Source organism: Tahibacter aquaticus (genome assembly GCF_004363655.1).
GTDB lineage: Bacteria > Pseudomonadota > Gammaproteobacteria > Xanthomonadales > Rhodanobacteraceae > Tahibacter > Tahibacter aquaticus.
The window spans coordinates 792-15,616 of sequence record NZ_SNZH01000009.1; the positions used below are offsets into that span (position 1 = coordinate 792).

Consider the following 14,825-nt stretch of genomic DNA (forward strand, 5'->3'; position numbering starts at 1 on the left):
GGTGATCGTTGCTGCAGCCGTCGTGGCCGTCGTGCCGGTATTCGTGACCTGCAGCGTATAGCTCGCCGGAACGCCGACGGTCCACGGGCTCGCGCTCGCCGTCTTGCTCAGCGTGAGCTGCGGTGCGCCTATTGTGGTCGGTCCCGCCGACGAGCTGCAGCGCGCCGCTGCAGGACAGCCTGAGTCGCCGCCGCCGCTGACGGTGGCGGTGTTCGTCACGCTGGTGCCCGCTGCCAGTGTCGGTGTGACCGGAATGACAAAGCTCGTGCTTGCAGTCGCGGCCAGGCCGGCAGGAACCGTGCAGGTGACGGTCTGTCCGGCTGCCGTGCAACCCGCTGGCAGCGTGCCGATGGTCAGACCAGTCGGAATCGTGTCAGTGATCGTTGCTGCAGCCGTCGTGGCCGTCGTGCCGGTATTCGTGACCTGCAGCGTATAGCTCGCCGGAACGCCGACGGTCCACGGGCTCGCGCTCGCCGTCTTGCTCAGCGTGAGCTGCGGTGCGCCTATTGCGGTTGGTCCCGCCGTCGAGCTGCAGCGCGCCGCTGCCGGACAGCCTGAGTCGCCGCCGCCGCTGACGGTGGCCGTGTTCGTCACGCTGGTGCCCGCGGCCAGTGTCGGTGTGACCGGAATGACAAAGCTCGTGCTTGCACTCGCGGCCAGGCCGGCAGGAACCGTGCAGGTGACGGTCTGGCCGGCTGCCGTGCAACCCGCTGGCAGCGTGCCGATCGTGAGGCCAGTCGGAATCGTGTCAGTGATCGTTGCTGCAGCCGTCGTGGCCGTCGTGCCGGTATTCGTGACCTGCAGCGTGTAGCTCGCCGGAACGCCGACGGTCCACGGGCTCGCGCTCGCCGTCTTGCTCAGCGTGAGCTGCGGTGCGCCGCTGTTGCTGAACGTGCAGGTCAAATCGTCACCGGCGTTGGCCGTGACGTTGAAACTGGTGCCGCTGCCGGATGGCGTCTGCCCGCCGCTGAGCGCGTTGGTGCAGCTGTAGCTGGTCTGGTAGTTGGCGAGATTTGCGCCGCCCGCGGCGGCTTCGGAAAGCACGTAGTTCGCACCGACGACGCCGTTGTTCAGGGTCGCCAGGCCAGTGGCCGTGGTGCCCGCACCCGTCGTCGTTACCGCGGCCGGGCCGCCGGTGCCGGCAATGGTCAGCGTGAACTGGTCGCCGGCAGCGAAGCGCCCGGTCGGCAGCGTTTTCTGCAGGCGCAGGATGGGCAGCTTGGTGTTGGTGAAGGTGCAGGAGAAGCTGATGCTTGCTGCGATTTCGGCACCGCTGATGGTGTAGGTAGTGCCGCTGAGGCTGCCCACCGGGGTGCTCGCCGCGTTCTCGCAGCTAGCCCCCGTCAGCGACCAACCCACCGGCAACGCACCCTCGGTGATGGACACCGCGCTCGTGGGCGAGACGATGGCATAGCCCTGCGTGCCGGCTATTCCAGTATCGCCGTCGACCGCCGTCGGCGTAGCGGCCGTCGCCGTCGTCACCGTGCCCGTGACCTGGCCGGTGTTGGTCAGGGCGAAGGTGAACGGACCGCCCGCACCGCCTACGGTGGTCTTGAACAGTTGCAGCAGACGGCTGACCTGGAACTGGTAGTCCTCTACTTCGCCGCTCTGCACCGTGCCCGCCGGCGTATTGCAGTTGTCGAGCGCGGTGTTGTTGGTGCACACCCGGAAACGGGCGAACGTGGGACCGATGACGGCCCCGAGGGGTACGGTGATGTTGAGATTCACCGTGCCTGGGGCAACCGCCTGGGCATTGACCATCTGCTCGCCGGCGTCGTTGAAGTCGCCGTCGACATTCCAGTCGAACCAGGCGCTGAGGAAGCCGCTGGCGTTCTGGATGCTGACCGGGACGATCGTCGTCTGGCCGATCGGTAGCAGCGGCGTCAGCGTGACACCGTCCTCGTCGTCGGTGTTGTTGGTGTCGTCGCCCGTGGCTGTGGCGTTGTTGAGCAGACTGGCGTCGGCGTCGACCGATGCGCCGAGGCGGACGCCGCTGATCGTGTGCGTAGGGTTGCCGTAGGCCACCGGTGCATCGCCCACGTCGGCGTTGTCCGACTCCAGCAGGAACGATGCATTCGTGCCGCCGTAGACCAGGGTGCCCGCCGCGCCGGCGGCCTGCACCGTGTACAGGCTCGCCGGCGTCGCTCCGCCGTTGCGGAAATACGCAGCGCCTGTCAGCCCGTTCGGTTCGTTGTTGATGTTGCCATTGGGCGTGTCGTATTCGCCCAGGTTGTTGGTCACCGACAGCGTGGCCAGTGCCACATGGCCGGCAGGCAGAACAAAGCCTTCGGTGCTGGAATTCGCCGCCGTGACCAGCTTGCCGTCATCGGCCTCGTCGGGTGCCTGACCGGCATCGTAGGCCGCCGGCGCCATCGCGAAATTGCCCGGAGTGCCCGTGGTCACCTGGGCGGTGGCCGTCGCATTGCGCACGAAACCGGTGACGGTCTGCTCCACGTTCTGGAACACCGAGGCGGTCACCAGCGCGTCGTCGCCGGCACCGCTGGGCACGGTCACATCGGGGAACGTCACCGCAATGCTGCCGCTCGCGGTGCCGCCGAGCAGCGTGTTGATCTCGTTCTCAAACAGCACAATGTGGAAACTGCTGACGCCGAAGAACGCGGTGCCGGCAGGCGAGCCCGTGGGTGAAGTGCTGATGGTGATGAAGCGCGTGTCGCCGCTGGGTGTCCCGCCGATGACCAGCGCGTTCTGCTTGTTGATGGTGCCGCCCGGGCCGACGAACTGCGCGGTGATCTGGCTGTTCGTCGTCGTCGCGGGCGGCGTACCCGTGCGCGGTTCGGGCCAGTTGTCGCCCAGTCCCGTGCCGGCGGTATTGCCGCTGGCGCAACGCCCGGCGGTGGTATCTGCGGGGGAGCAGTGGTCGCGCTCGAAGGTGGCCCAGATGAACAGCGCGCGGTTCTTGCCCGAGGGTATGCTGAAGCTCGCGATCGTGGGCTTGCCCGCCGCTCCCGCGCCGGACGCGGCTGCGCTCTGGGTGGTGAGATGCTGCACCTGCGCCGCTTGAGACGGCAGCGCCGCCATCATCAGCGCCAGGGCCATGCCGCAGCCAAGTCGCGAAGCCGCAAGCAGCTTGCCCGCAACGCATCGCCGCGCCGCGGCGAATGCCGTGCACATCCGCATCATCGAATTGTCCCCTGAATGACCACGCTGCGGGACGATCGTACGATCGTTCGCCATGTGGCTTGCCCCCGAAAATCGACCGCTTTCCACGGCCCCGGTGTTCCCGCTGGCAAAAAACTAGCACGGTGACCGTACGCAAGCCAATGGTCAGGCGCGCCGTCAACGGCCGCACCCCGCGCGCAAGGGGTTACCCACGCATGCAGCCCGCTTTTTCGCGCCAGTATCTGGGTGAAAATCTGGAGAATGCGTCAAAATTTCGTGAACGGGCCCGGGCGGCGAGCGGACCGCCGCGCGACTGCGCAAACCCGCTGCCGAGCCACGTGTGCGCGTTCTCTGCCAGCCATGCCTGCCCGGTATGCAGACGATAGGGCAGAAGCCGTCGCGGCCGCCAGCAGGCGACCGGTATCTTTGTCCACAAGCCCCAACCGTCGGACGATGAATGTCGAGCCCACGCGGGTACGACGGTCCAGCGGCCCCCCGAAGCGCACGAATCAGCCCGAAGGGCGGCCGAAAACAAAGGGGCCGGGCACAAACAGACCTCCGGCACTACCGCATCGCCGCTCGGGACTCGTTTCAGAAAGAAAAAACCCCGTTGATAATCAAGGGGGTTTGATTTGGTGGCGGTGGCGGGAATTGAACCCGCGTCCGAAGGCGTGTTGCGAGCTACCGGCTTCGCCGAGCATCGACGCCATACTCGATCAGCAACTCGTCCATCGACGTGCTTATCCCGTAGCCGACCTGGTGACCCAGTCGGCGCACCTGGTCGAGTCGCGTCCATAGCGCGGGGCGTTGTTGCTCCGGCAGCGCCGCGATGGTCTTCAGTGCCTGCTCGAACATTCGGACCAGCGCGTCGTAATAGCTTTCATCGTCCAGGCCCACGTCGCTGCTGAAGGCCGCTGCCTGTTCGCAATAGAACACCATCAATTCCGCCAGGCCATCCGGCTGGCCGACTGCTTTCTTGTAGTCCGCAATGGCCTTCTTTGCCGTAGTCACCGACGTGTTCTGGTTCTTGAGCCAGTTCGGCCAGAGCCAGCGCGTCAGGGTGGCTTTGTAAGGTTTCAGTACATCGTCTCCGAGGCCGAAGCGCGTGTGCAGGAAGGCCTGGTTGTCCTTGCTGGCGGTGTAGAGGTCGTGGAGCAGGGCGATCAGGCCAGGGTTGTCGAAACTGGCGAGGTTCTTTTTGACGTCGGTCCAGGTGGGTTTGGTTTTCTTCGCAGGCACTCGGCTTGTTCCTCGTCGACTTGGGGTTGGGTAGTGCGCGCGATCTGCTTGACCAGCCGGTCAAAGTCGCTCTCGAACAGCCGGTCGTGAACAACGCGATAGTTCTCGAATTCGGTTTCGGCATGCGCCCTGGCGATTTCCGCTGTTACCTTGCCGGCGTGTTGCAACACCTGCCGGCTGACGTCCTGTCAGACGTAGGCGCTCTGTCCTGCGCCGAAGTAGTGATCGTAGACATGCGCGTAGGCGCGGGCCAGTTTCTCGGCGCGGATGTCCTTGGTGAACGACGCCGGCAGACGGCCGAACAACTGCTCCAGGGGTTCACTGCCCAGACGCTGGCGGGCTTGCACGCTGGCGCTGGGCACCGGCACACCTTGCATATCCACGCTCAGCGAGAGGTGCTGCACCACTTGCCTCATGGGTAACTGCCGATACAACGACAGCCCGATCACCAGCCAGACCGCATGCTCGGCCGGTAGCTTGCGTCGTCGGATGCTTGCTTTACCGCTGGCGGCCAGCGCCTGTTCGATCCAGTGGCTGTCGATCAACTGCGCCAACGGGCCGAGCGGGTCGGCATGCACATGCTGCAACGTTTGATTCAGCGTTTCTTGGAGAAGGCGCAAAGCAGAAGGGGGGCATGGTGAACATGCTCCCCTACGACATTAAATCGCCGGACTAAGGCTTATCTGACTGGCATTGACCGCAAGGGCGGCCTTTTTCGCACGGTTTGGTGGTGGAACACGGAACCGAACCCGCGTCCGCAATCAGAACCAGATAGTAACGCCCGGCCCTGAGTCCCTCAATTTGACGACTTGGCCAGTTCGATCACTTGCTCAGGCACAAACAATGGCGCGCGATGTCATCGTTCTGATGATATAAACCGCCTGCCAATGTGCAATCGAACTTCCGTTTTCCGTCTTGCCGTCGCCTGACGTGGATGAGGAGCGCCTGACCATGCATCCCCAACGCGTCGAGAGCTTGAGCCACCCTCAGCGGGAGCGGCTGGCTTACATCGACTTCCGCCTCTACTTCATGGGTGAAATCGGCCGCCCTGACTTGGCGAACCGCTTTGGGGTGGCCCCTGCCGGTGCCACACGCGATCTAGCGCTGTACCGGGAAATCGCGCCGCAGAACATCGAGTTCGACGGCAGCAACAAGATCTACCGGATCTGCAAGACTTTCTCCCCGATCTTTGAGCACGCGACGCAGCGTGTTTTGTCGGCGCTCGCTCTTGGGTTTGGTGATGGCGTAAACGTCGACTCGCAGCCCCTGCTGCCCTGTGAGTCCCCTGCAGCGTTGAGCAGCCCTCGGATGGAAGTGCTGGCTCCGATTTGCCGTGCCATCCATGCCAAGCACCCAGTGGCGATTCGCTACCACTCGATGAGCAATGGCGAGTCCGAGCGAGTCATCGTGCCGTTTGCGCTGGTGGACACCGGTCTGCGCTGGCACGTCCGTGCCTTTGACCGCAAGTCCGGCGAATTCCGCGACTTCGTTGTCACCCGCATCGAGACGCCGACTTTGCTTGATGAAGAACCGCAGGCCAACGAACGGCCGGACAACGATATCCAGTGGACGCGCATCGTTGAGCTGGACTTCGTGCCGCACCCGCGCCTTGAACGCCCCGAGATCATCAGGATGGACTACGGGATGACCGACGGATCGATCCGGATGCGCGTTCGCGCCGCCGTCGCAGGCTACATGCTGCTGCGCTGGAGCGTGGACTGCTCGCCCGACCACCGCCTCAAAGAAGAACAGTACCGCCTATGGCTCAGCGATCCGCTGGCGCTTTACGGCGTCGAGAACGCCAAGCTGGCTCCCGGCTACCAAGCGCCGACCAGCCCCAAGAAACGATAGGAAAGAACACGATGGCCAAGACACTTGAAGCGCATGACAAGCTGATCCGCGAGATTTTCGAAGGCAGTTACCAGTTCGAGATCCCGGACTACCAGCGCCCCTACGCGTGGACGACTGAGCAGGCGGGTGAGTTGTTCGACGATTTGATCTCGGCCATGCAGGACGCCCGCGTCTCCGGTGCGACCAGCCAATACTTCCTCGGCAGCATCGTGCTGATTAAAAACGACCGGGAACCGAAATCATCCGTCGTCGATGGCCAGCAACGCCTCTCCACGCTGACGATGCTGTTCGCGGTGCTGCGCGAGGCCATGCCGCACGCCGCCGACGACATCACCGATTTCCTCTACAAGAAAGGCAAGGTCAGCCTCGGCGAGAAAAACGAATACCGCCTGACCGCCCGCGAGGAAGACGCCAACTTCTTCCGCGCCAACATTCAGGAGCCGGGTGGCATTGCGCAGTTGGTCGCCAGCACCGACAAGCTGGAAGACAGCCGTCTGCGTTACCGCGAAAACGCCACGCTGCTGCTGGGCAAGGCCAAGGCGCTACCGCCTGCCGACCTGATCGCGCTGTGGCAGTTCCTCGCCAACGACTGCTCGCTGGTCGTCATCTCCACGCCTGATCTCGAAGCCGCGTACCGCATCTTTTCCGTGCTCAACAACCGGGGGCTCGACCTCGCGCCCATCGACATCATCAAGGCACAGGTGCTGGGTCTGATCCGCACGACGGCGGGCGATGTCAAAAGCCGTGCCTACGCCAAGGAGTGGAGCCGGATTGAAACCGCACTTGGCCGCGATGCCTTTGGCGATCTGTTCGGTCACATCCGCACCATCTACGCCAAGCAGAAGCAGCGGGCCACGCTGGTCAAGGAATTCCAGGAGCACGTCACCGAGTACAAGGCCCCCATCGACCTCGTCGACAAGGTCATCAAGCCCTACGCCGAAGTGTGGGACTTCGTGCGCGACGCCGACTTCGAGGCCACCGAGCACGCCGAGACGATCAATGAGCACCTGTCCTGGCTCAACCGCGTGGACTTCAAAGACTGGGTGCCCCCGGCACTGGTCTATTTCAAGCGCTTCCGGCAAAAGCCCAAGCTGCTCGCGGAATTTTTCGAATCACTGGAACGGCTCACCTATTTCCTGCTGGTCACCAAGGTGGGCATCAACGAGCGCATTGAAACCTACGCTGCGCTAACAAAGGAAATCGAACCGGAGACTCTCAAGGGGGGGCTGGCCGAGCTCACCACGCTGGCTCTGACAGACGCGCAAAAACGCACGTTCGCCGCGGCACTCGATGGCGACGTTTACGACGATTTGCCCAAGGCGCGGATGGCGCTGGTCTTGCGTCTTGAATCGCTGGTGCGAGCTCCCGGAGTGCAACTGCAGAGCGCCGTGTCGTTGGAGCACGTGCTACCGCAGACACCGCCGGATGGCTCGGACTGGCTGCAGTGGTTCCCCGATGAGGACGAACGCGAAGCGTGGACACACCGCCTCGCCAACTTGGTTCCGCTTGACCGGAACAAGAATTCGTCCGCCAGCAACTACGACTTCGCAAAAAAGAAAAATGTGTACTTCAAGGGCAAGGGCACCGCATCACCCTTCGTCCTGACGCAGGAAGTCCGCTCGGAAGACGAATGGACACCGGCGATGCTGATTGATCGGCAAGAGCGCCTTGTCGGCGTGCTCAAGAAACACTGGGCACTTGAAGTACCGCCAACCGGATCAGTCAGCAAAGCGCCTGACACAACAAAAGCATCGCAAGGGCAGGCTTAATGAAACCCGTAAAACAACAAGATCAAAGCAATCTGAAGTGGGTAGCCGACTTCATCTGGAATATCGCTGACGACCGCCTGCGCGATGTGTACGTGCGCGGCAAGTACCGTGACGTGATCCTTCCCTTCACCGTGCTGCGGCGGCTCGACGCCGTGCTGGAGTCGACCAAGCAGGCGGTGCTGGAGCGCAAGAAGTTCCTCGACACGCACAAGTCGCAGAGCAGGACGGCGCGCTGCGCATGGCAGCCGGGCAAGCGTTCTACAATACATCGGAATTCACCCTCGCCACTCTCACGGCCAGTGGACAAGGACAGCGCCTTCGGGACAACTTCGTTGATTACCTGGACGGTTTCTCCCCGAACGTTCAGGACATCTTGGCAAAGTTCAAGTTTCGAGACCAGATCCAAACGATGGTCGAGGCCGACATCCTCGGTCACTTGATTAACGACTTCCTTGACCCGGAGATCAACCTCGCACCGCTTCCTGTCAAAGATACAGACGGCCGGATCAAGCTGCCCGCACTCGACAACCACGGTATGGGCACGGTGTTTGAGGAGTTGATCCGCCGTTTCAACGAAGAGAACAACGAAGAGGCTGGAGAACACTTCACGCCGCGCGACGTGGTCAAGCTGATGGCCAAGTTGCTGTTCCTGCCGGTGGCCGACCAAATCCAGTCTGGTACCTACCTGCTGTACGACGGTAGCTGCGGCACGGGCGGCATGCTGACCGTGGCTGAAGAGGCACTGCACGAGCTGGCAGCGAACCACGACAAGGAAGTGTCGATTCACCTGTTCGGGCAGGAGATCAACCCCGAGACCTACGCGATCTGCAAGGCCGACCTGCTGCTCAAGGGCGAAGGTGACGAGGCCGAGAACATCGTCGGCGGCGCGGACAAGTCGACACTGTCGGCCGATCAGTTCCGGTCGCGCGAGTTCGACTTCATGATCTCTAACCCGCCTTACGGCAAGAGTTGGAAGACCGACCTCGACCGGATGGGCGGCAAGAAGGAATTCAGCGATTCGCGCTTCATCGTCAATCACGGCGGCGATTCCGAATTCAAGCTCATCACCCGTTCCAGCGACGGGCAGCTGATGTTCCTGGTGAACAAGCTGCAGAAGATGAAGCACAACACGCCGCTGGGCAGCCGCATCGCGCTGGTGCATAACGGTTCGGCGCTGTTTACGGGCGATGCGGGCCAGGGCGAAAGCAATGTTCGGCGCTGGGTGCTGGAGAACGACTGGCTCGAAGCCATCATCGCTCTGCCACTCAACATCTTCTACAACACCGGTATCGCCACCTACATCTGGGTGCTGGCCAACAAGAAGCCCGCACACCGGCGCGGCAAGGTGCAACTGATCGACGCTTCGCAGTGGTTCCTGCCGATGCGGCGCAACCTTGGCAAGAAGAACTGCGAGTTGGCGGATGCAGACATTGAACGCATCCTCAAGCACTACCTCGCCCAGCCGCCCGCCGATGCCGAAGCCGCAAAGGCAGTGCCCGAATGCAAGTGGTTCGACAACGCCGACTTCGGCTACTGGAAGATCACGGTCGAACGTCCGCTGCGCCTCAAGAGCCAGCTCAAACGCAGCTCCATCGAAAGCTTGCGCTTCGCAACGGGCGACGAAGCCCTGCGCAGCGAGATTTACGCCAAGTACAACGACAAGCTGTACACGGAATTCGCCAAGCTCAAAGCCGAAATCGAAGCGTGGCTGAAGGGTGACGATGGCGACGAAGATGCCGACGAGGAGTCGGACGACGAAGACGCCAAGACCACCAGGAAGGCCGTGCCGGAGAAGCGGCGCAAGAAGCTGCTCGACCCCGCGACGTGGCAGCGCGACAAGACCCTTGTGGAACTGGCCAAGCTGGCGCAGCAGGAACTTGGCGAAGGCGTCTTTGACGACCACAACGAGTTCCGCACACGCTTTGACGCCACGATGAAGGCGCACAGCAAGAAGCTGGGTGCTCCCGAGAAGAAGGCCATCTACAAGGCGGTGAGTTGGCGTGATGAGTCGGCCCCGCCGGTCATTGCCAAACGCAGCAAGCTCAAGGCGAGTGAGCATTTCGAACCCGGCTACGACGGCGCGTACCTGGAAACCGTGGGCAAGGATCGTTTCATGGTGGAGTACGAGGCCGATAGCGACTTGCGCGACACAGAGCAGGTGCCGCTCAAGGAGCCCGGGGGCATAGAAGCCTTCTTCGTGCGCGAGGTGCTGCCCCACGCACCGGATGCGTGGATCGCAATGGACGCATCCAAGATCGGCTACGAGATCTCGTTCGCGCGCTACTTCTACAAACCGACCCCGCTGCGCACGCTGGATCAGATTCGCGCTGACATCCTCAAGCTGGAGGAGCAGACGGAAGGCTTGCTGCACAAGATCGTGGGGGCGGCGTGATGGGGGCGGAGTATTCCGACTACCGAACGTCCGAAGCGTCGTGGGTGGAGCGCATCCCCGCGCATTGGCGCACGGCACGATTGCGCTATGTTGCTCGCGTCGGCAATGGAACGACGCCTGCGCGCGGCCGGTTCGACTACTGGAGTAACGGCACCGTGCCGTGGCTGGCAAGCGGGCAGGTCAATGACTACATCGTGCGCAAGGCGCGCGAGCTGGTCACAGCGCAGGCCGTCAAGGAATCGTGTCTTCGAGTTCTGCCAGCGGGCAGCGTGATCCTTGGCATGGTTGGCCAGGGCAAGACGCGCGGCATGTCGGCGTATCTCGCCATCGATGCGACTATCAACCAGAACCTGGCGGGCATCACGCCGGGCAAGGAGCTGGATGGGCGCTACCTGCACTACATGCTGACCGCAGCCTACGACTTCCAGCGCAACTACGGTCGCGGCGGCAATCAGGCGGCATTGAACTGCGCCATCGTCGGCAGCTTCCCGACTTTGTTGCCACCCCGCCAAGAGCAAGACAAGATCGTCGCCTATCTCCGGGCGCAGGATGCCCGCATCTCCCGCCTCATCAAGGCCAAGCGCGAACTGATTGGCCTTCTCACAGAACAGAAGTTGCGCATCATTGACCACGCTGTCACGCGCGGCCTCGATGACTCGGTCGCGTTGAAGCCATCTGGCATCGAGTGGTTGGGGGATGTGCCCCTGCACTGGGATATTGCCCTGGTAAAGCACGTCGCTGATGTGCGCTTCAGTGGTGTGGACAAGCATTCGCATGATCACGAAACGTCAGTTCGTCTGTGCAACTACACAGACGTCTACAAGAACGACAAGATCACCGGCGACATGGATTTGATGCAAGCCACTGCGACGGCAGGAGAAATCGCCCGGCTCACGCTCAAAGCGGGCGACGTCATCATCACTAAGGATTCTGAAACGCCGGACGACATTGCGGTGCCCGCATGGGTGCCAGTCGGGCTTCCTGGTGTGGTCTGCGCCTACCACCTTGGATTGCTGCGACCCGAGCCCGGTCGCATCGAGGGTGAGTTCCTGTTTCGCGCCATCGGGTCTGCCCGTATCGCCGAGCAATTTCACGTGCTGGCAACCGGTGTCACCCGATTCGCCCTCGGCAAGCACGATGTCAAGAACGCCGTCATCCCGCTACCGCCGATAGGAGAACAGAAGGTCATCTGCAGGTGGATTGCCGATGAGTGCAAGCCACTCGAAGAAGCCATCCTGCGGGCGGAAGACGAAATCAAGCTGATCCGCGAATACCGCGACCGGCAAATCGCCGATGTCGTCACAGGCCAAGTGGATGTTCGCGGCTGGGTGTCCGGCCCGGATGACGTTGTGGCCGACGAAGACTTGGCTGTGCTCGGCAGCGACGACGAACTGGATACCGATGGGGAGGAAGAAGATGGCGACGACTGATACCAGCGAAAAAGGCCTGGAGGCCTTGATCGTGCGCGATCTCTGCACCGGCGGCGGCTATGTGCAGGGCAACCCCAGCGACTACAACCGCGACGTGGCGGTGGACGTGGTGCAGTTGCTGGCGTTTCTGCAGGCCACCCAGCCCAAGGCGGTCGAAACACTGGAACTGGCAAGCGAGGGCATCAAGCGCACCCAGTTCTTGCACCGCATCCAGGGCGAGATCGCCAAGCGGGGTGTGGTGGATGTGCTGCGCAAGGGCGTGGGCCACGGCCCGGTTCACGTTGATCTGTACAAGCTGCTGCCCACGCCGGGCAACGCCAGTGCTGCCGAGAACTTCGGCAAGAACATCTTCAGCGTCACCCGCCAGTTGCGCTACAGCAATGACGAGTCGCAGCGCTCGCTGGACGTTGCCATCTTCATCAATGGCCTGCCGGTGATGACGTTCGAGTTGAAGAACTCGCTGACCAAGCAGACCGTCGCCGACGCCATCACCCAGTACCAGACTGATCGCAACCCGGCCGAGCTGCTGTTCCAATTGGGGCGCTGCGTGGCGCACATGGCGGTGGACGATGCCGAAGTGCGGTTCTGCCCGCATCTTACTGGCAAGACCTCCTGGTTCCTGCCGTTCAACCAGGGTTGGAACAGCGGCGCAGGCAATCCGCCCAACCCGCATGGCCTGAAAACCGACTATCTGTGGAAGCAGGTGCTGGTCAAGGACTCGCTGGCCAACATCATCGAGAACTTCACGCAGGTGGTGGAAGAGGAAGATGAAAAGGGCAAAAAGCGGCGCAAGCAAGTGTTTCCGCGTTTTCACCAACTGCGTACCGTCCGTGCCTTGCTGCGCCGCTCCCGCGAGGATGGGGTTGGCAAGCGTTATCTCATCCAGCATTCGGCAGGCAGCGGCAAGAGCAACACCATCGCGTGGCTGGCCCACCAGTTGGTCGAACTCAAGACGGCCGCCGATGCGATGTTGGCTCAATTCGACTCGGTGATCGTCATCACCGACCGACGTGCGCTGGATACCCAGATCGCCCGCACCATCAAAAGCTACAACCACGTCGCGTCGACCTTCGGCCATTCCGAGGATGCCGCCGAGCTGCGCACCTTCCTGCGCAAAGGCAAGAAGATCATCGTCACGACGGTGCAGAAGTTCCCGTTCATCCTCGATGAGCTGGGCGACCTCGGCGGCAAGAAGTTCGCGTTGCTGATCGACGAGGCGCATTCCAGCCAGGGCGGCAAGACGACGGCCAAGATGCACATGGCCTTGTCGGGCGCTCCTGGTGACGATGAGGACGACGAGGAATCCGTTGAGGACGCCGTCAACAAACTGATCGAGTCGCGCAAGATGTTGTCGAATGCCAGCTACTTCGCATTCACGGCCACGCCGAAAAATCGAACGTTAGAGTTGTTCGGGGAGCGGTTCATCGAAGGCAGTGAGGCGCGTTACCGCTCGCCGGAGGAGCTGACCTACACCACCAAGCAGGCGATTCAAGAGGGTTTCATCCTCGACGTGATTGCGAACTACACGTCGGTTGACAGCTTCTATCACGTCGCCAAGACAGTCGAGGACGATCCCGATTTCGACAAGGTGAAGGCGCTGAAGAAGATTCGTCACTACGTCGAATCCCACGATAAGGCCATCCGCAAGAAGGCCGAGATCATGGTCGACCACTTCGTGGCGCAGGTGGCGGGCAAGCAAAAGATCGGTGGCAAGGCGCGAGCGATGATCGTTTGCAACGGCATCGCACGGGCCATCGACTACTACCGCGAGGTGTCGGATTACCTCGCCTCAATCAAGAGTCCGTTCAAGGCCATCGTGGCGTACTCGGGCGACTTTGACATTGGCGGGGTGAGGAAGACCGAAGCCGATCTCAACCAATTCCCGAGCAAGGACATTCCGTCCAAGCTCAAGCAAGACCCGTATCGCTTTCTGATCGTCGCCAACAAGTTCATCACCGGCTTCGACGAGCCGCTGCTGCACACGATGTACGTGGACAAGCCATTGGCGGGCGTGCTGGCGGTGCAAACGCTGTCGCGGCTGAACCGAGCCCACCCGCAGAAGCGCGATACCTTCGTGCTGGACTTTGCCGACAACGCCGAGGCGGTAAAGGCTGCATTCCAGGACTATTACCGCGCGACGGTGCAGGTCGGCGAAACCGACCCCAACAAGCTGCATGACTTGAAGAACGACCTCGATGCCAAGCAGGTGTACAGCTGGCAGCAGGTTGATGATTTGGTTGCGCTCTATGTCACCGGCGCAGACCGCGACAAGCTCGACCCCATTCTCGATACCTGTGTGGCCGAGTACATCGACAACCTGGACGAAGACGGTCAAGTCGAGTTCAAGGGCAAAGCCAAGGCTTTCGTGCGTAGCTACGGCTTTCTTGCTGCGATCCTGACCTACGGCCACCCGGCCTGGGAAAAGCTGTCGATCTTCCTGAACTTCCTGATCCCAAAGCTACCGGCCCCGAAGGAGGAAGACCTCTCCAAGGGCGTGCTGGAAGCCATCGACATGGACAGCTATCGGGTAGAAGCGCAGGCGTCACTGAAGATGTCGATGGACGATGCCGACGCCTTCATCGAACCGCCCCCTCCCGGCGGGGGCGGCGGTGGCGGTACGCCGGAAATCGACAAGTTGTCGAACATCATCAGAGCCTTCAACGACATGTTCGGCAACATCGAGTGGAAGGACGGCGACAAGATTCGAAAGGTCATTACCGAGGAAATTCCGGCGCGCGTGGCTCAGGACAAGGCCTACCAAAACGCGCAGGCCAACTCCGACAAGCAGAACGCCAAGCTGGAGCACGACAAGGCGCTCAATCGCGTGGTGCTGGAGCTGATCTCCGACCACACGGAGCTATTCAAGCAGTTCAGTGACAACCCGAGCTTCAAGCGCTGGCTGACCGACATGGTCTTCGACTCGACCTACCACCCAGGCACGGTGCCGCCTAAGGCCTCTCCTCCAACCGGCGCGTCTGCGTGACTCTTGGTGATTAGGCGAGGGAACTGCAATGGGCGTAGGTG

The 14,825-nt window shown here is 62.0% G+C and carries 7 protein-coding genes and 1 pseudogene; 5 read left to right on the forward strand and 3 right to left on the reverse strand.

The annotated features are described in order from the left end of the window. The 3 genes from DFR29_RS15095 to DFR29_RS15110 all read right to left on the reverse strand — a co-directional run. Positions 1 to 3,057, reverse strand: a 3,057-nt coding sequence (locus DFR29_RS15095; protein WP_243746066.1) for a prealbumin-like fold domain-containing protein, incomplete at its 3' end; no start/stop codon positions are given. A gap of 744 nt (positions 3,058 to 3,801) precedes the next feature. Continuing rightward, entirely contained in the window at positions 3,802 to 4,359 is a 558-nt protein-coding gene (locus tag DFR29_RS15100; RefSeq protein ID WP_133819452.1) for a hypothetical protein, read from the reverse strand. Positions 4,360 to 4,547: 188 nt separating this feature from the next. Further along, positions 4,548 to 4,937, reverse strand: a complete 390-nt coding sequence (locus DFR29_RS15110; RefSeq protein WP_243746076.1) for a transposase domain-containing protein — start codon at positions 4,935 to 4,937, stop codon at positions 4,548 to 4,550. A 373-nt stretch (positions 4,938 to 5,310) separates the two neighbouring features. On the opposite strand from DFR29_RS15110, the gene DFR29_RS15115 reads away from it, so the two are divergent. The 5 genes and pseudogenes from DFR29_RS15115 to DFR29_RS15135 all read left to right on the forward strand — a co-directional run bounded on the left by DFR29_RS15115 (position 5,311) and on the right by DFR29_RS15135 (position 14,784). Beyond that, on the forward strand, positions 5,311 to 6,210 hold the full coding sequence (locus DFR29_RS15115) for a helix-turn-helix transcriptional regulator (protein ID WP_133819454.1): 900 nt from the start codon (positions 5,311 to 5,313) through the stop codon (positions 6,208 to 6,210). An 11-nt stretch (positions 6,211 to 6,221) separates the two neighbouring features. Further along, the gene (locus DFR29_RS15120; RefSeq protein WP_133819455.1) at positions 6,222 to 7,979 is read left to right on the forward strand and encodes a DUF262 domain-containing protein; all 1,758 of its coding nucleotides are present in this window, start codon (positions 6,222 to 6,224) and stop codon (positions 7,977 to 7,979) included. Beyond that, positions 7,979 to 10,371, forward strand: a pseudogene (locus DFR29_RS15125) (type I restriction-modification system subunit M). The gene DFR29_RS15120 and the pseudogene DFR29_RS15125 overlap by 1 nt, the downstream one beginning before the upstream one ends. 44 nt (positions 10,372 to 10,415) lie before the next feature. Then, a complete protein-coding gene (locus DFR29_RS15130; protein ID WP_208113604.1) occupies positions 10,416 to 11,801 on the forward strand; it encodes a restriction endonuclease subunit S in 1,386 nt (461 codons plus the stop codon). Then, a complete protein-coding gene (locus DFR29_RS15135) occupies positions 11,788 to 14,784 on the forward strand; it encodes a type I restriction endonuclease subunit R (RefSeq protein WP_133819457.1) in 2,997 nt (998 codons plus the stop codon). Before DFR29_RS15130 ends, DFR29_RS15135 begins: the two co-directional genes overlap by 14 nt. Positions 14,785 to 14,825: the final 41 nt, after the last annotated feature.